The organism is Enterococcus termitis, assembly GCF_001730305.1.
GTDB classification, from domain to species: domain Bacteria; phylum Bacillota; class Bacilli; order Lactobacillales; family Enterococcaceae; genus Enterococcus_L; species Enterococcus_L termitis.
On sequence record NZ_MIJY01000043.1, the window covers coordinates 1 to 17,974 of the forward strand.

Below are 17,974 nucleotides of genomic sequence, written 5' to 3' on the forward strand. Positions count from 1 at the left end.
GTGATGAGCAAGTGAGCTTAGTTGTACCAGGGAACCAAAACTGGCAAAATACGGGAACACAATCAGAGTATCAAGCGGAGTTAACCTATACGTTCTCAGTGATACCATAAAGAGAGATAGATAAGTAAGGCTGATCAACTAAGTTCTTTGAGAGAGGAGTTTGGTTGGTCAGCTTTACTTTAAATTAATTTGATAAAATTTAAATATCTGAAAATTCGCGCAGTTATAGTCCTGAATATGTCGTTGAAAAAGAGAAGAATACCTCTCGTGTGACTACTTATCTTTATGATAATGTGGGCAATCGAATTGCCAGTGAGTTGAAAGTTAACGGAAAATCTAAGGGATATACGGAATGGAAGCAAAACGCAGATAATGAGCTGTTGTCTATTACTGGGGAACTTGGGGCAACCTATGAGTATGATGCGAATGGGCACGTCAGCAAGAAAATACGTGTCACAGGGGAAGTCATTACCTATATCTATGATGCCGAAGGTCGTGTGATTCAGGAAAGTTCTAATTTTGGAACGCAGATTGGGTATTATTATGATGCGTTAGGTAATCGTGTGACAAAAGCAATCGGAAAAGAAACAAATCGTAAACTAAAGACAGATTTAATGGAATGGATGAAGGGAACGGCTCGTGAAGCACAATTGCGTTTAGCACCAGAGGATATTATACTGGAAGAGGCACTGAATGCAAAAAAAGATTTGAAATGTTTGCCTCTTAAAAATCGGACCTGGATTATTGACCATACGAAAAACCGTCGAAAAGAAGTGGAAGAAAAACAAAAGAAATCTCTTCCAGCAGATACGGCATTGGAAATGATTCACTATGTGAATGATTATACGCAGGAATATGTGAGTCCATTACAGCAAACCATGTCTACCTATCAAGGGTATAAGAAGAAAACTACAGAAGCAACGCTGTTTTATGATCAACGAGAAACAGCTATTGGAGATGATTTGGATACCTATCATCAAGATGGGTTAGGTAGTCTGATTACACAAACCAGTAATGAAGAAGGCACACTATATTCTAGTAATCTTTATCAAGAGTATGGGCGAAGTGAACGACCGATTGGTGAACAGGTCGGTTATCGCAGTCAGTATCATGAAAATTGGAAACAACAGCATTTACGTGCCAGAGAATATGATACAACGACTGGACGTTTCCAACAATTAGATACAGTGGTAGGTGAAACAGGAAATACAGTAACCCAGCATAAATATATTTATGCGAACAACAATCCATTGAAATATCGAGATGATGCAGGACGTGCGGGCTGGTTATCCAATTTATGGAACGGGATCAAGAACACCGGAAAAAAAGTAGTAAATGCGGTGAATAAGTATATTGTTAAGCCTATCGTAAACACAGTGAAAAAAGTAGTGAATACTGTAGCGAAAGTAGTAAAACCAATCATTAACGCAGTGGCTAGTTGGTTTACTGGTTCAAGTGGAGGGGGCAACCGAGCAGTTTATCCAAGTAACTTTATTGGGCCGCTTCCAGTAGGTGCTGTACGAGCCAGCAGTTCCGGTGGAAGTAGCTATTATGGCAGTTCGGGGAGTTCTTACAGTACGTCTTCTTCTACTTCGATGGCAAGTACAAGAATTGTATGGTATGGCAATCAAGCTTATAATTTAAATGATTCTACCCAATATGCGCAATATGTGAAAAAGGTTAACATAGATTATACGAAAAAACGTGCGGCTGCTAGAATAAAAAAACAATGTGAATCTGCAACTAAATTGTCAACGAGTGAAAAACAGCAACGAAAGAATTTAGAAAAGGCTTTTGGTAAGCCAAATAGTAGAGGACAATATTATATACCATCACTGACTGGAACAGGTGGTGGAATGTGGATCAGTCTAGAGGAAGCAAAAGCGAAAGCTAATACGCAGATAGACTGGAAAAATATTGTGGGTGTGGTCGGGTTAGCAGGCTTAACAATATTAGCACCTGAGATTACTATTCCATCGTTTGCGCTCGCGGCGACACCTGGTGGAGCGACGGCATGGGTAGTGGCTGGAACCTCAACTGTTTCGTTGGCACCAGCCACGTCGATTGCAGGAACGATTAGTATTGCAGGCATAGTTGGTAATGGTGAATCTAATAACGATTCTGACTCTGATCTTGATGATTGGGGTGGAAATAACAAACAATCGGATGCTGAATATCATTATAAACAACACGGGGATGAAGTAGGGGCTAAAGATTTTAATGATTATTTAAGAAAAGCAAATGCTTTCAAAGATACAGTTCTTAGTAAAGGAAAAGCACCAATTAAAGAAGTCTTTGGTAAAACTCCTAATGTGTTTAGATATAATTTTAATGGGAAGTATATTGACTTACAGCATATTATGGGTACAGATTCATTTGGATTACCTAAAATTATTGACTATAAAGTTATTTCGTATGGAACAATATAGATATAGCAAATATTATTAAAAGATGTGAGGTGATAATGAGTGTTAAATCATAAATTTTATTTTTATGACGAGTCGTTTAATATCCAGACAATTAAAGAAGATGGTTACGTTAGGATATCCAACAAGCTAATCAGTAGTATAAGTCCTTATTTAGATGAACACACCTTTACTGATTATTATTCAGATAATAAAATTTTGGGGCTTAGTAAAGATGGAACTATTCTAAAATTGGATGATATTAGCTTTTTGAAAGAATGTTTAATTTTGCATGCTAATACAGAAAAAGAATACAGTAAATTTGTGAACTTTCTTGATAAATCATTAATCAATGGTCACAAGATACTTCATGTTGATGGTAGTCCTGTCACAGGAGGTTTAATCCACAATTTTGTTTTGACAAGTGAAGTTCCTTCAAAAATTTTTCATGAGGATTTCGAAAAAGACGATGCAAAATTGCAGGATCAATTCATTAATGAATACTACAATGTTTTTAAAGATGTAAAAATGTATTGGAATGAAGTAGGAAATCTTGAAGACGGATTTAATTATTACGGCATAACAATTTTAACTCCTGAAATGGCACAACAGTTACTTATTAGAATGGCAGAATATCTAGACGGCAATGATAGTGAGGCAGCTGAGTATTTCATTGGTGATGATTATAATATGTTAAAAGTACTGTTAAATAGATGTATAGAGGAAAAAAAATACCTTATTCATTTTGGAATTTAATTTGTATTAGAGTAGATGAATATATCGACTATGCTCAAGAAATATATAACAAAAAAGTTCAGTATCTACAGAAATGAATATATATGATACGTTATATGAATATGAAGTTGGTCTAGGAGGATGATAGAAAGTAATAAAAGAATGTACGTGGCAAGTGAAATTTTTATTTTATTGAACTCACACAAATAGACATTGTATCCAAACAGGTAATTGGAAGGAAGTGGGAGCATCTGGTCTAGGCTTTATCCCAATTGTTGGTGGCGTAGCAAAAAAATCAGTGCAAGCAGGGATTAAAGAAACTGCACAGAGTTCCGCTAAAGAAGTAACCCAAACAATCGCTAAAAAATCTATAAATGATTTGCCAGATAATGTTCAAGATATCTATAAAAAATATGAAAAAAATGGATGGCAAGGAAATGTTTCAGGGCAAACTCAAGGTACAAAAGCTGGAGCAGCATGGAAAAATGATGGAAGTGATGGGGCGGTTGTGCTTCCTAAAAAAGATGCCAGTGGAAAAGGTATTTCATATAAAGAGTTTGATATAAATAATAAGATAGCAGGGCAATCCCGTGATGCTGAGAGATTTCTAAAAGGAAGTGATGGAACCATTTATTACACCAATGATCATTATAGAACGGTTACGAAAGTGGAATAGGTGATAGTCGTGAAAAATAAAAAATGGAAAATTCTTTCTAAAATAGAGTCACAAAATATTTGGAGTAAGGTATATAAAGAATTTGATTTTCAACCCCGTTTTGAAACAGAAGGGGATGTATATTTTATAAATCAATCATACGATTTATATGATTGTAGCGAAGCTGCTTACATTGCAGATACAAATATAAACTGGTCAGTTACTATACAGAATATTTTTTTAAAATCTTTAAATAAGGGACAAAAAAAAATTTATGCACTGACTTGGAAACATAATGATTTTATTTATGATCCTAGCATAAAGATAGAGTCACAGAATCCTTTGAGCGAAGATAATACAGTTCTAAAAAATAATGGAGATATTTACTATCTTCCAAGATTTTATCCAGATGGAGAATATTATATTTTTATAGCTAAAGATTTTAGTTGGGGATATTTAACTGATCCATGGAGAAAACATATTTTTGTTTTTGGAGATCCGTTGAAGAGAATTTTTCGAAAAGAATCTTCAATTTTAAAATTTAACCTTATTTCATCGAATTAGCTGAGTAGTAAAGATGATGAGAAGAGTATTATAGTGAAACTGGACTGGTGACTATTATTCAATCTTTAAATAATGGTCACCAGCTTCTTAATGGAAATCATAGTAGGCAGTATCCCATCAATATCAAATGATGTGCCTTAGATTATAGGTGTAATAAGGAGATTTTTAGATTACAGAAGATTGAGAGGAGATTTTTATGGAAGAAATGAGTGAGAAACAAGAGAAAGTATCTTTTCTTCAAGCAATAAAAAACTTTTGGGTTGGCTATATTGATTTTAAAGGTCGAACCACTCGTACAGAATTTTGGGTGAATATGTTACTGTTTCTTGTTGCGATAATAGGATTTTTCATTATAGTATGGATGAAAATAGAAAAAGCAGGTTATTTAACATTTGAAGATTATTATTCCTCCATGGGAACCTTTTTCTTTTTGGGGATATTCTTAGTCATTCCATATTTAGCGATGTTTGCTAGAAGAATGAGAGATGCTGGATTTAATGGTAAAGGAACTAAAATAACAGTTCGAGGAAATATTGTGGAGGGGAAAGTAAAAATTGGAACGGCATTTATTCCTTGATTTTAGAGAAGGAGGATAAGTTTGAAAACAAAAGAAGAACTAGTAAAATCAGCAATAGCAAAGTTGTTAACTGGAGATAATAAAAAGTTACAATTGCTTAAAAAACAGTGGGAAAAAGCAGAGTTTATTATTGAAGACGAAACAGATGTTGTTTTTTTTGCTAATATTCACTTAGGAAATGGCTCTGCTATAGCAATTGAAGGGAATATGAATTTTGAATTAGGAGATGTATATGGAAGAACTAAGGAAAGCCTCTTTGCAGTTGGATTTATATTGTATGTAAGAAATGGAAGGATATCTTTTTTTGAAACGTATACTTTTGGTGATGATAAGTATCCTGAATTGGATGAACTAAATTTAGTTTATTCTACTGGCAAAAAAGAAATTAGAGATTTAAAAAAATTAGATAAAATTCTATGTTGTTAAATAAGAGTCTATGTTGGCGGCATTCCAATTGTGGGAGATATTGGAGATTTTCGTGATGCAGTTCATCATGGTATCCAAACAGGTAATTGGAAGGAAGTGGGGGGCATCTGATCTAGGGTTTATCCCAATTGTTGGTGGCGTAGCAAAAGAATCAGTGCAAGCAGGGATTAAAGAAACTGTACAGAATTCCGCTAAAGAAGCAACTCAAACAATCGCTAAAAAATCTATAAATGATTTGCCTAGTAATGTACAAGATATCTATAAAAAATATGAAAAAATGGATGGAGGGGAAAAGTTTCAGGACAACATCCGAAAAGTAGTGCGGGTAAAGGGTATGATAATTTGCCTCAAAATTCAGGGGATATGAAACTACCTGAAAAAAGTTCATCTGGAGCTAAAATTGAGTATAAAGAATTCGATGTAAGTTATGACCTTGCGGCTGGCAATAGAGGTACAGAAAGGTTTGTACATGGAAGTGACGGTTCTGTATACTACACTAATGATCGCTATAAAACTTTTGTGAAAGTTAAGTAGAGGTGAGGAAATGAAAAATCAACTTTTTAGGATAGCAAAATCTGAAAAAGAGGTAATAAAGAATGATATGTATAATCGAGGATATTTTGTTGTAGAAATTGATAGTGTAATTCTAAAAAACTATAAGATACTTATGAAAACGATGGCTGGAAAATTTAAATTTCCACATGTTGTTACTAATTTTAATTCACTAAATGATTATATGACAGATTTAGACTGGCTAGATAATAAGGTTGGATATACTATATTTATTAACAAATTCCATGAAATTTCATGTGTTTCTTATGATGAAAGTATTAGGATTGCAGAGTCAAGTTTTTGTGGAATGATGAGGTGGTTATATTATTGGGAGGAAGAGATAACAAAAGTTACTGGATATTGGGATGAAGAAAGTCGAACTTTCAGTGGCGGATTATCTCCCAAAAGATTCAATATTTATTTAGTCGATTAACGATGCTGAATTGAATAGTAATTAACAAGGATCAAATTAAATGTGGAAAATTCTTTCTAAAATAGAGTCACAAAATATTTGGAGTAAGATATATTGAGAATTTGATTTTCAGCCCCGTTTTGAAAAAGAGGGGAATGTGTATTCTATAAATCCTTTGAGCGAAGATAATACACTTCTAAAAAAAATGGAAATATTTATTATCTTCCAAGATGTTATCCAGGTAGAGGTTCTCGAGATGCAGAGCGCTTTGTTAGAGGGTCAGATGGCTCTCTATACTAAGGATCATTATAAGAGTGTTGTTAAAGTAGAGTGAAGATTAGTGAGGTGTATAATGAAAAATCAAATTTTTCGGATTTCGAAAGAAGAAAAAAAAGAAATAGCTTCTGAATTGCAGTCAAAAGGATATTTTACTACAGAAATAGATGCTAGCTCATTATTAACTAGTAAGAAATTTTTGGCTGAAATGGGGAAAATCTTTGAGTATAGCGAAGAGATAGAGAACTATAATTGGTTGGATGATGTTATGAGGGATTTAGAATGGTTGAATAACGATTTAGGATACGTACTATTTATAAATAATTCTTTTACAATTATTTATCCGTATCCCGAGGAAGCACCATATAATTTTGCGAGATTCCTATTTTGGATGGAATTTTGGGAAGATGAAGTAGAAAGAGTTGTAGTTGGTGGAAAGAAAAAGAAGTTTGATGTTTATTTAGTCGATTAATATAAATAATCCTATTTTAAACAAGCTTCTTGTAGTTGATCTAGGGATGGTTATAGAAAGGGATAGAAGAAGTCATTTAGCAAGTGAAATTTTTAAATTACTGAAATCACACAAATAGATATTAAGTGAGAGGTAAAATTTTAAAATCTATTTTTGTATCACATTAATATAACTAGGGCATATCATCAGTATCAATGATGTGCCCTAGATTATAGATATATTGAGAGAATTTTTAGATTACAGAAGATTAAGAGGAGATTTTTATGAAAGAAATGACTGAGAAACAAGAAAAGATGTCTTTTTTTCAAGCAATAAAGAACTTGTCTACGCTTATTAAAATCTAAATTGAAAAGTTTTTTGAAAATCAAATAGAGAAATTGTATGAACACCAAATTCTTTTGCTACATCTGGAATTTTTACAGCTCCGGTAGGGCTTCCAGCATGTAATTTACCATTTGCGACCTCATTTGTTACAATAACAATCCCTTCACAACAGGCAGTCGCGATTAACCAAGGATCAGCTATGTTAGGATTTGACCAGTTCCTCAAAGCTTTTTCATTGTAGAAGGGTGAACTTGCAACATACTGAATAATTTCGGCATATTTTTGTAAAATATCTTGACGTTGACTCTCTTTGAGATGGTTCCCTAAATACTCATCTCGTAACCAAAAATCTAAATCATCCATTTCATCTTCTTTTTTTCTCGATTGGCTCAATTCACTAAAAATGCAATCTAATAAAATAACTGAATTTTTGGTGACTTGTGACAGCTTTTTCCAATAGCTAGGAAACGTTTCGAATTGATAAAATTGTTTATAAGAGGCAATAAACGTATTGCTGTCTAAAATGTATTTGTTATCCATAATATACGATTATCCCTCCAGAATTTTCTTTTCGATTTTATCATATGTTTTTCGATTTGTATTTAATAATCGAAATGCTTCGGTGTACTGGGTATGACCATGTTTAATATCATTGGAAAGAAAATGGAAAAAACGTTTATCGATTTTAGAAATTGCTGTATTTAATCCGTTACCTCCGCCAATACTACGATTTGTTTTGTCTTTTTCCTGCTTGTAATATTTTAAGCATTCTTTTCGGATTTCGTAATACATAGACTCATCGATATAATTATTTTTCAATGCTTTCACAGCGATAACCAGTATACTCACACGACATTTTTGTGCTATTTCTTGCATTTTTTCAGAATGATTAAGTGTATTTATGTTACTCCACATTGTTTTAAAATTTTTAGTTGAAATACAAAGTTCAGAAGCAACTGCATTACAGAATATTTCTGTTTCATTTCTGTACATAGGAGATGGTATATGGTTATCATTAAATAAGTCATTTTCGCCTAAAAAAATATGAACAACTTCATGGAAAAGAGAAAAAATTTTTCCATTAAAGCTATCTGTACTATTAATGAAAATTAATGGGGCATACGCATTAACTAGAGCAAACGCTCTAAACTCATCTATATTCAGAGGACGATGTGTATTGGCTTTGACAACACCATTTTGCATGACAAGAATACCCATCTTTTCAAATTTTTTTCGCAGATAATTAAATGCAGTTCCAAAAGAACAGTGTAAGTACCATGTTTCTTCTATATCTAATGTTTTTCGAATAGTTGCCGCAACTTTTTCTACGTCTTGATTCGCAGAAGTTGAGCCTATAAAAGAAAGCTCTTGATACCCATTTCTTATTAAGTAATCAACCATCCAATTTTGCTTTTCTTCCATATCACTAATGGTATCGAGTAAATCTCTGCTGGGTTTAGAGACATCATTATTTAAGATAGTGCGGTAATTGATGAGTTTATTATCTTCCGACTGGACTTCATTAAGTAGTAAATATCCAAACGGAACTTTTATTTTTTTGCTTAGTTGATTCAATTGATTAAAAGTAGGCTTAATAGTCAGATTCAACCACTCTGTAATATTCTTCAGTTGGTTATCTTGTACAAGATCGTCAATAAGGATATCACTAGTTTGAATATAGTAACTGACAACATCTGGATTGATTGCTATTCGTGCAACAGCCATTTTAATCACCGCCTTTGTTATTATTATAACATGATTATTACTGGACTCGTCAATTGTTAACTAAATAGCATACTAAATGACTTCTGATCATAGAATCCATAGCCATATAATGTAAAGAATTAAAATGAATACACAGGCAAACAGTGAATTACTTTTAAGAAGAAAATACAGATAAAATGCCTGTTTTTTGCAGAAAACGATTCTTTAGATTTCGATAATGTAGATTAATAATTCACACTTCTAATCTTTTTTAGTATAGATTGTACCATATTCATTATGTTAGAATGAGTTGAATATTATTTTATTGGGAGATTGTATATGTGTATGGATTTCTTAAATCAATTGAATAAATCGATGAAAAAAATTCAAATCTGCTATTGCAATATCTAACATTTTGTCATTTAACAATACTGTGCAATATTAAGCAAACTTCCAATGTAAAACTATAAAATGAATAAGGATAATTGAATGTCGATTCTATTTTAATTATTATATATTCTCAATAAAATAGAACTGTTTATTTCGAAGTAACAATAATATAATAAAAAATGGAGGGCGTATAATGAGTGAATACATTTACATCGCTGGAGATAGTCCATTGCAAACGGGGGCAGTAGGTGAGAAGCCCCGATTAACTAAAGATAGTATAGTTGTCTATAATACTGTGACAGATATGGAATCATTTTATTTTGAAGAAAATCATGACGAGGAAGGAGAGCATTTTTCTTTTAGCCCTCATTTCTCTTTAAAGAAACATCAAGTTTCTTCACTAGATATGAATTTACCACGGGTTGGAGACAAAATGATAACAGATTCACAAAAAAAAGCTGTTGACCAGTTATATTTCTACATAAAAGATTATTTCAAACGTTCTGTTGCTACTAAATTAGAAATTCTATTTTGTTTGAATGGAGATGAAGAAAATACAATATCTTTTCGGAAAGATGTTGCTTTTTCGAAATTAAAGTTAACGGATTTATATTATTTAGAGAGAAAATTGTTGACTATTAAAAAATAAAAGGCTAGGTATTTCTAAGAACTGACTCAAATTCACGATTAAGAGTCAAATTAGTTACTTGCAGTAATGTTTTGGGAGCTATTGGACTTTTTCATACAGGTTCTTATTCAGCCGCTGCTTATCTTTTAGGAATCACAGATCCAGCGAGCATTTTAAATCCGGGTATTGTTTCTACCGCATATTATTTAGGAAGGTTACAGTGTTAACAGGAGGCATTAAAATGGCGAATAAACTAGCACGACATTTTTTTATTGTTTTCTCTATTTTAAGTTTTATGTTTGTTTTTACGGTATTTAGAGACAGTCAAACTATGTTAATTCCCTTTGTGTTTTTACTGATTGTTGTTTGTACGATATCTGTTAATTTATTTTTTGCTGTTTCGGCTTTAAGGAAAGGTTTTTTTCAGCATGAGAACAAGGTGTTTAGTCTGCTATCTTTGTTACAAGTTGCTTTCATATTAGCATTATATGCAGTTTTTGTAGGTCTGGGTTTAGCATAAATTTTTTCTCTATAATTATTGCATAACAAAAAGGGGCAGGGGATTTTCGGAACTGACCCACGAGAGTGGAACAGATGATCCTTATTAAAGAATTGCACCCAAAATAAACAAAAAAAATGACTTTGCGACATCTTTGGAAGCCATATCTTATTGTTTTTATCACGGAAAATAGATTTGCCTGTACTTCTTGGATATTCTAATCATGTGTTGAGATTACAGTTTTAATTTTTTGCGATACGTCAAGTAGCATGGGATTATAATGGGTTTTGGATAAATATGCGTACTTATACATGGCTTGTTTTTTTGGGGAAATGTTTTAATGTTGAGAAAAAGACTATAAAAAAGCCTTTTTTTATTCTGAAAACTCTTGCTGCGTTTCATTAATAACTTCATTTACTTGTTCATTTACGTCTGATTCTTCCAACTCAGTTTTATCACCATTGATAGGTATTTTCCCAAAAGTAACGCCTGCAGTAGTATATAGGCCTTCATCTGCCTGTTTCAAATATAGTACATAATCCTTACCCTGTTTCATATTTTCATAATCATTTATTGTATAAGTAGTTTTACTATTTTTATCATAAAATTCAGCTTCCGAAATATTAATAGTATTACCAACTGAAATAGCTCCATCATCTTCACTATTTTTTATCACTTCAGATATTTTAAAAGAAGATTTGGTATAACCTCCAGCAGGATCATTAGTTACTTCTGAATCGAAAACGATAGTCTCATCTTCACTTAATTTTTCTCCTTTTACAATAATATTAACATTTTTCTCCATCTCATCTGCAGATTCATATCCGTCTGTTTTGCCCTCCCAGCTAACTTTTTTATCCTCTGCAAACGGATTTCCAAATATTAAAAATAGCGCAAATACAACTACTCCTAGTAAAGCTAACCCAATAATTCCTTTTTTCATTCTGTCATCTCCCATTATTTTCAATGTTTTTTAGCTATTTCTGCTTTGTCATCACTTAGAGCCCAATCCTTATTATTAAAACCAAATTGCCTCATTAAAGAATTTTGATTGTTTTTTGATTGTGTATGCTTGAGTCCTAAAGCATGACCTACTACATGAGCAGAAGTTTCTTTTTGTTGCATATTCGTCAGCTCAACTCTCCATTTTTTGTAAAACGTTATATTTCCGTTACCTTTATGTATTGCATAAGTATCACCACTATATTTATCAATATATTCCATTTTTACATCTGCTCCACCAATAACTGAAACTTCTTTAGTAAATTGAATTTCGGATGTGGGATTCCAAGTTAACGAGCCACGTAAAATATGTGAACTAGAATTAGCATATTTTTTGAAATTTGGGTCAACCCAATAATGTACCTTTTTGGGATGGCTTAATTTTATTACTCGATAATACATAAGCTTGTACACCTGTCGTGCTTATGAGAAATATTGAGCGAATTAGTAAGAAAACGGTAAATATTTTTAATCTTTGCATATTCCCCCTTCTTTCTCTAAAATTCGTAGTGGCATAGAATATATCACAAAATATCCAGAAATACTATCATGAAAATATAATTGTGAACAAAGATTCACAATATATAAATTGACTGAAATATGCTATAAATGTTAATATTATTTTGTGAACAGTAGTTTGTTCAGCATCCCAAATGTTCTCTTTTTTGTATTATTTTGAAAGGTTTCTCCTAATTTACCTTTCATCCCCGCAAACCCCCTAAACATTTTTTGTTTAGGGGGGTTTTTAATATTAATTTGATAAAACTATTGACTAATATGACGATCTTGCAGGATTTAAACATTTGTTAGATACGCATAAACGCTCATTTCCTGCACAAGAATTTGAGTTGTATTGCTTAATCAAACAGTTTGAGTCCGCTAATATAGAAGTACTTCCGTTTACATTCAACAGATTTGAAAATGAAGCGCATATAGATATAGAAAAAGATGCTCAAAACCACTAGAAAATGCTATTACAGTGCTGAAAGAAAAACGAATTAATTTAACAAGTACGCTAAGCTTATGTTTAGTGAGTTTTTTCAAAAAAAAACTCACGCAAAACGCGAGGGCAATTGTTCTATTTAAGATATATTCCCTAAATATGGATTGACAGAAAGTAAATCAGTGGGACAAGTATTTTCATCATTAGTTACCGTGTATGATTTGCCTAATTATTTTTCCAAAGCCTATAAGCTGCAACAAGTAAAATATTTTCAATAAATCTAACTTAGTGGGAAGTGTTCGGGATGAAAAAATATAAAAATGGTGGATAACGTTAGGTGTGTTGTTGCTTCTTTGTTTAAGCGGATATCTATTTTTATCTGTGATCCCTAGACATAGGGCGAATGAAGCTGTCGATGATTATTTAGCAGCGCAGAAAGTGGAATCCAATCAAATTAAGACGAGGATTAGCCAGAAGGATTGGACGCAGGGAGGATACTATATTACGATAGAATTCAAAGATGATACTGATTTAGTGTATGAGTATAATTATCTGAACAAAAGAGATACCCCTTACCATATCTATCTAACGGCATTTAAGGATGGTTCGAGCCAAGGGGATAACATGGAGCATCCCACATTACCAGGACAATATGAAGAATAAAAGAGGGTTTTTAATCAGGTAAAGTTGTCATTAGATAGTTAAAAATGACCAATGAGATGGATATTTTAGGACACATCCTTTAGTTACTAGAGGGTGTGTTTTTGTGATATAGGGAATATCCAGAGTCTTATGTTAACTTTAGTTAGGAAGTTAACATTATTAAAAGGATAATACTTGTAATGTAGTACACAAAATTGGCACATTTTATTGAAAAAAAGTATGTTATATTGATGTTTGAAGAATATGTAGAAAGGAGGTTCTATAAAATGAATCAAAGAAAAACAGAATTTATTTTAACCTTAATTGCTGGAATTACTGGTGTTATTGCAGGTATTACAGGGATCGCTAGTGGAGGTATTCTTGCAGCTTTTTCTGGAAGCGAAGAACTATCCAACACAACTTCAATGACTACTGCTGATTCTGAAGCACTTGTTTTTGCAGGTGGTTTCATATTGATTTTATCTATCGTTACTTTAGTACTTGGTATTGCTTTGATTGTTTTCGCTGTATTAATCAAACGTAATGCAAAACTATTTGGTATTTTAACGCTGGTAGCAGGTGCAGTAGGTTTCTTCTTAGTAGGATTACTTTTTTGGATTGTTCCAGGAGTACTGGCGATTATTGCTGGTATTATGTGTTTAGCGAGAAAAGCAGAAACAGCCTAAGTGCTGCGTCATTTGTGGGCGTCAATAGAAGAACAACAGAAGAGAGTGAGACTGATTTTTGGCTCATTAAACTTTTTTGAACAAATGAAAAGGAGGAGGTATATTATTGCGGAAAAAGGGGGCTTTGTATCTTTAGTGATTAAAAAATAAGGTAAAAGGCTTATTTTTGGTACCCGATTTATGAAATTACAACAAATTTAGTTATCTGAATTCATCTAGACATACCACCGATAAGCCTTTACTTTTATAATCTAATGGGATATCTAGTGTTCTCCTTATATATCAACCCTAAAGATAAAGTGCTAGATTTAATATTGATATAAATACCAATTTATAGAATGTGTGGGAAGGGCAATGATACTAATACTATTTATTAGTGAGCAAAGAAATAAGTAAATTTACATATAATCCTACTGCTTTCACAGGAAAGAAAGGGTTAAAAAATGTTTGGCAAATCGACTTTGTTCAAAATAGAAGAAACACTTAATAGTCAGAAAAAAAGATAGTTAATTTATTGTATAGTTTAAGAAAGATCTGCAATTTGAATTGAAGGTGTTTTCTATATATTTATTTAACTTTACCATCCAAAAAATGTCGAGTCTTAGCTGCTTCCCCTAAAAATATTTGACTGTTTTTCAATACTGTACTTTTTTGTTTCTATGTTTAATGTACCCCGTTTTAAATCAACTAGCACTACGAGTATACAAAATACCATTAGTGAGATATTGAGCAATCAATGTCAGAATGTCGATATGAATTTTTTGAAGGGAGATTTTTATTATGGAGAAATTAATGAGAAAACTTAAGGTTTCATGGAATCCTTTTATAGTAGTGTCGCTTTTGGGTATTTTCTCTACCTATTACTTTGGCTTTACAGGAACTTTTTGGGCGGTTACCGGAGAGTTTACCAGATGGGGGGGGCATATCATGCAATTTATTGGTATGGACACTTCGCATTATTCCTATTTAAAGATGATTCATTTCGAGGGTACTCCCTTAGAGCGAATTGATGGAATAATGATTATTGGTATGTTTTTGGGCGCCATTATTGCTGCTTTGCTTTCTAATAATGTAAAGTTTAGGCTTCCTACATCGAAAGCTCGAGTATTTCAAGCACTTCTGGGGGGCATTATGGCAGGATTTGGTGCGAGATTAGCAATGGGGTGTAACTTAGCTGCTTTTTTCACTGGGATTCCGCAGTTTACTTTGCATGCTTGGTTCTTTACGATCTTCACAATTATCGGCACTTATGTTGGAACTAAAATTATAAAACTATCATTTTTTAGTACGAAAATAAAAATGGAACGAAAGACAAGCAATAAACTATTTGTTTTAAACAAACAGGATAACACAAAGAAAAATAGAATCGGAATTTTTCTTTGTGTGTTGGTAATTATATCGCTTCTTATGTATGTTTATAATAAACAACACGATTTTCCGTTAGTAATGGTATTTGGACTAACATTTGGATTTTTACTAGAAAAAGGTCAAGTGTGTTTTACATCTGCATTTCGTGACCTTTGGATAGCAGGACGTACGAATATGCTTTTTGCAATTGTTTTAGGATTGATGATTAGTACGATTGGAACATATATTTTTATAAAAACAGGACTTCCACCAAAAACTTTTTGGGCTGGTCCCAATGCAATGATTGGTGGCTTTGTTTTTGGCCTTGGAATCGTAATTGCTGGAGGATGTGAGACTGGCTGGATGTATCGCGCGGTAGAAGGTCAAGTTCACTATATTTTAGTTGGGATTGGTAATATTATTGGCTCTATCTTATTGGTATTAAGTTGGGATTCACTAGCTCCAAAAATAGCTTTAAGTTTTCCTAAAGTAAGTTTAATAAGCTATTTTGGAGATTATGGTGGTCTGATACTTACCTATAGCTTATTGCTTATATCGATGCTGTTAATAATGTTTTATGAGAAAAGATACTTTAAAGAGAGAAGGTGAGACTATGAAAAATATTGAACGAATTGATTATTTATTAAATTTAGAAGGAGAACCTTGTCCGTTTCCGGCAACAGCAAGTATTGATGCCTACAATAATATGGCTAACGGTGAAGTGATAGAAATAATAAGTGATTGTCCGCAGTCTGTAAATAATATTCCGGTAGATGCCGAAAATAGAGGACATGAGGTGCTGTTAATAGAGCAAGAAGGGCCTGCTTTTCGGTACGTTATCAAGGTTATTAAGAATTAATAATTTTAGTATCTATGTAGTTATAAATAGATTATATTATTGGTTTTTATTAAGAAAATACTAGTAATTAATTTGTAGTGAAAATCAAAAGGTTAGACCTAATACCGATCAGAATTATCTGATCGGTATTTTTTATACAGCCCTTCTTTTGCGATAGTAAGAATTGTATCTACGAAAATTCCGAATAAACTTGGAATCATTTACTCCAAGTTTACACATAATTCGCCGTATTTTTTTCTGAGTTACTTTTATTCCTTGTTCCTTGAATGCCAGTTGAATTTGATGATATCAAGAGTTTGCAGTACATATATGTTGCTTTAGGAAACTTGGGCACTTGAAGAAAAATCTTTAATTGAAATTCGCTTCGGAGTTCATGAATGATTCTGGCATCCAGTTCTTGAGTCGATGTGGGTAGCCATTCCTAAAGCTGCTCAGATAATAATTCATTCTCATGTCCAAGGTTTCTTGGAATAGATTCTGTTCTTTTCCTTAGATGTAGGAGGTCTTCCTCTTTGTTTTGGTGATAGAAGGCAATCCATACTGTAAAGTAACATGAAGGTAAGGAGCAAAGTTGTCTAAGTATTAGTGGATACCATCTTGTTTGAAGTAGGAAGAGTAGTGTTGTTTTTTCGCCAATGTAAGGTGCTCAAACCACATTTTTCTGCTATTATTCTCCATTTTCTAACTATTGAAAAACCAGGTTTCTTAAATCAGTGAGCAAGTGTGTTATAACCGCCTTCGCATTTTTGATACGCTCTCAGCACTTGTTTTTTTATTCATCATCTCTTTTTTTGCGGATTAAAATCTACCTCTAGAGTTAGAATATTTGTCTGGCTCTAGAGGTGGACTATGAAGCTGGTCTCTTTTAATATAAAAAGCCGAAGAGAAAGTATCTCATCGGCGATGTCATAATCGAATAAAATCAATAAGACTATTCGATTTATATTTAGAAGGGATGAATTTAAAATATATTGGCGGGAATGTGTGGGAATCGAACCCACCTAAGAAGCTCTTAACTCCTCATGCTGGTTTTGAAGACCAGAGGGAACACCAGAACCCAGCCACTCCCAATAACTACAAAAACAACTTTAACATTGAACGAGATAAAAATCAATTGTTAAATTTTATAGAACTTCAATTTTCGGGTACTAAAATATTCGGTTTTTATCAAAAATGACATACTTTCCTAGTTTTAAAGGCGATTACTTCTTTATATTTTAATTTTTCAAGAAATTTTATTCTATTAATATGATATATCTAAAGATTATGAATCATCTATTACGCTTTCCAATACCTTTTTACCCGTCAAGACAAATGGAACAGTAGGTTAAAGAATAGTTTCAAATGTATTAAAACTGGCACTAAATGTACTGGGAATAAGAAGGGACATGAAATAATTAAGTGCTAACTATTTGAAAAGATAGCTTTGGGCTCACACTTGGATTAATCTAACACTTGATCTTTATCCCTAAATTATTCGTATTTTAGAATAATAATGAAATATATTAATTTGCTTCTTGATTCTTTCTTAGCTAATGCTAACAATAATATTTTTTGTGAAAAGACGAACAAGGACATAAAAAGGGCTGTGATTTTCTTAACGAACTTATAAATAGTATTAATGCACAGGATGTTGAATTTGTTCAGGGGCTATTAGCAAAAAATACTACATTTATTTTCATTGATAAAAATTTGTGCAACTACGGAAAGGATTAGTACAGGTTTTAACTCCATTTGGAAAGATTTTTGTATTGGTAATACGAATTGTTTTTTCAACATTAATTCTTTTTTTATCAATTAAAGTAACTTCGCTATTCCGTTTACCAACATCAATACCAATAAAGAACATTAAATCAAATTCTTTTGAGAATTTGTC

Annotated in this window: 20 protein-coding genes, 1 tRNA gene and 1 pseudogene; 17 read left to right on the plus strand and 5 right to left on the minus strand. The window is 32.6% G+C overall.

Features of this window, described 5'->3' with window-relative positions; all coding sequences use genetic code 11:
* Nucleotides 1-269 precede the first annotated feature (269 nt).
* From BCR25_RS14125 to BCR25_RS14165, 10 genes are all read left to right on the plus strand, one after another.
* The gene (locus BCR25_RS14125; RefSeq protein WP_069664241.1) at nt 270-2,429 is read left to right on the plus strand and encodes an RHS repeat domain-containing protein; all 2,160 of its coding nucleotides are present in this window, start codon (nt 270-272) and stop codon (nt 2,427-2,429) included.
* A 39-nt stretch (nt 2,430-2,468) separates the two neighbouring features.
* Complete coding sequence (locus tag BCR25_RS14130; protein ID WP_069664242.1) at nt 2,469-3,161, plus strand: hypothetical protein; 693 nt, start codon at nt 2,469-2,471, stop codon at nt 3,159-3,161.
* A 220-nt stretch (nt 3,162-3,381) separates the two neighbouring features.
* Nucleotides 3,382-3,816: a ribonuclease domain-containing protein gene (locus tag BCR25_RS14135; RefSeq protein WP_069664243.1), complete on the plus strand. Its 435-nt coding sequence runs from the start codon at nt 3,382-3,384 to the stop codon at nt 3,814-3,816.
* Nucleotides 3,817-3,825: 9 nt separating this feature from the next.
* The gene (locus BCR25_RS14140) at nt 3,826-4,359 is read left to right on the plus strand and encodes a DUF2716 domain-containing protein (protein WP_069664479.1); all 534 of its coding nucleotides are present in this window, start codon (nt 3,826-3,828) and stop codon (nt 4,357-4,359) included.
* A gap of 196 nt (nt 4,360-4,555) precedes the next feature.
* Nucleotides 4,556-4,936 (plus strand): DUF805 domain-containing protein, encoded by a 381-nt coding sequence (locus BCR25_RS14145; protein ID WP_069664244.1) that lies wholly within the window; start codon nt 4,556-4,558, stop codon nt 4,934-4,936.
* A 21-nt stretch (nt 4,937-4,957) separates the two neighbouring features.
* Nucleotides 4,958-5,362, plus strand: a complete 405-nt coding sequence (locus BCR25_RS14150) for a hypothetical protein (protein WP_069664245.1) — start codon at nt 4,958-4,960, stop codon at nt 5,360-5,362.
* Between the two features lie 55 nt (nt 5,363-5,417).
* The gene (locus BCR25_RS14155; RefSeq protein WP_069664246.1) at nt 5,418-5,729 is read left to right on the plus strand and encodes a hypothetical protein; all 312 of its coding nucleotides are present in this window, start codon (nt 5,418-5,420) and stop codon (nt 5,727-5,729) included.
* Nucleotides 5,726-5,896, plus strand: a complete 171-nt coding sequence (locus BCR25_RS20995) for a ribonuclease domain-containing protein (protein WP_379974965.1) — start codon at nt 5,726-5,728, stop codon at nt 5,894-5,896. Before BCR25_RS14155 ends, BCR25_RS20995 begins: the two co-directional genes overlap by 4 nt.
* A gap of 10 nt (nt 5,897-5,906) precedes the next feature.
* The gene (locus tag BCR25_RS14160) at nt 5,907-6,347 is read left to right on the plus strand and encodes a barstar family protein (protein ID WP_069664247.1); all 441 of its coding nucleotides are present in this window, start codon (nt 5,907-5,909) and stop codon (nt 6,345-6,347) included.
* A 331-nt stretch (nt 6,348-6,678) separates the two neighbouring features.
* Nucleotides 6,679-7,074: a hypothetical protein gene (locus BCR25_RS14165; RefSeq protein WP_069664248.1), complete on the plus strand. Its 396-nt coding sequence runs from the start codon at nt 6,679-6,681 to the stop codon at nt 7,072-7,074.
* A 333-nt stretch (nt 7,075-7,407) separates the two neighbouring features.
* Here the strand turns inward: BCR25_RS14165 and BCR25_RS14170 are convergent, their stop codons facing one another.
* Both BCR25_RS14170 and BCR25_RS14175 read right to left on the minus strand, forming a co-directional pair.
* Entirely contained in the window at nt 7,408-7,938 is a 531-nt protein-coding gene (locus tag BCR25_RS14170) for a DUF4411 family protein (protein ID WP_069664249.1), read from the minus strand.
* Nucleotides 7,939-7,947: 9 nt separating this feature from the next.
* On the minus strand, nt 7,948-9,123 hold the full coding sequence (locus tag BCR25_RS14175) for an ImmA/IrrE family metallo-endopeptidase (RefSeq protein ID WP_069664250.1): 1,176 nt from the start codon (nt 9,121-9,123) through the stop codon (nt 7,948-7,950).
* Between the two features lie 562 nt (nt 9,124-9,685).
* Here BCR25_RS14175 and BCR25_RS14180 point away from each other — a divergent pair.
* Nucleotides 9,686-10,141: a hypothetical protein gene (locus BCR25_RS14180; protein WP_069664251.1), complete on the plus strand. Its 456-nt coding sequence runs from the start codon at nt 9,686-9,688 to the stop codon at nt 10,139-10,141.
* Between the two features lie 220 nt (nt 10,142-10,361).
* Nucleotides 10,362-10,640, plus strand: coding sequence for a hypothetical protein (locus BCR25_RS14185; RefSeq protein WP_069664252.1), 279 nt, complete (start codon nt 10,362-10,364; stop codon nt 10,638-10,640).
* A gap of 352 nt (nt 10,641-10,992) precedes the next feature.
* On the opposite strand, the gene BCR25_RS14190 is transcribed toward BCR25_RS14185, so the two are convergent.
* Both BCR25_RS14190 and BCR25_RS14195 read right to left on the minus strand, forming a co-directional pair.
* On the minus strand, nt 10,993-11,562 hold the full coding sequence (locus BCR25_RS14190) for a hypothetical protein (RefSeq protein WP_069664253.1): 570 nt from the start codon (nt 11,560-11,562) through the stop codon (nt 10,993-10,995).
* Nucleotides 11,563-11,582: 20 nt separating this feature from the next.
* On the minus strand, nt 11,583-12,023 hold the full coding sequence (locus BCR25_RS14195; protein WP_069664254.1) for a zinc metalloprotease: 441 nt from the start codon (nt 12,021-12,023) through the stop codon (nt 11,583-11,585).
* 377 nt (nt 12,024-12,400) lie between these two features.
* Between BCR25_RS14195 and BCR25_RS19980 the strand changes: the two are divergent.
* The 5 genes and pseudogenes from BCR25_RS19980 to yedF all read left to right on the plus strand — a co-directional run.
* Nucleotides 12,401-12,627 (plus strand): annotated as a pseudogene (locus tag BCR25_RS19980) (hypothetical protein); the annotation flags it as partial.
* A 264-nt stretch (nt 12,628-12,891) separates the two neighbouring features.
* Nucleotides 12,892-13,227: a DUF3139 domain-containing protein gene (locus BCR25_RS14200; protein ID WP_069664255.1), complete on the plus strand. Its 336-nt coding sequence runs from the start codon at nt 12,892-12,894 to the stop codon at nt 13,225-13,227.
* A 266-nt stretch (nt 13,228-13,493) separates the two neighbouring features.
* Entirely contained in the window at nt 13,494-13,892 is a 399-nt protein-coding gene (locus BCR25_RS14205) for a DUF4064 domain-containing protein (protein ID WP_069664256.1), read from the plus strand.
* Nucleotides 13,893-14,672: 780 nt separating this feature from the next.
* Nucleotides 14,673-15,848 carry a selenium metabolism membrane protein YedE/FdhT gene (yedE, locus tag BCR25_RS14210; RefSeq protein ID WP_069664257.1) on the plus strand — a complete coding sequence of 392 codons (1,176 nt, stop codon included), beginning with the start codon at nt 14,673-14,675 and terminating at the stop codon, nt 15,846-15,848.
* 4 nt (nt 15,849-15,852) lie between these two features.
* A complete protein-coding gene (gene yedF / locus BCR25_RS14215; RefSeq protein WP_069664258.1) occupies nt 15,853-16,098 on the plus strand; it encodes a sulfurtransferase-like selenium metabolism protein YedF in 246 nt (81 codons plus the stop codon).
* Nucleotides 16,099-17,070: 972 nt separating this feature from the next.
* Here yedF and BCR25_RS20445 read toward each other — a convergent pair.
* Nucleotides 17,071-17,167: transfer RNA gene (locus BCR25_RS20445), tRNA-Sec, on the minus strand.
* Nucleotides 17,168-17,974: the final 807 nt, after the last annotated feature.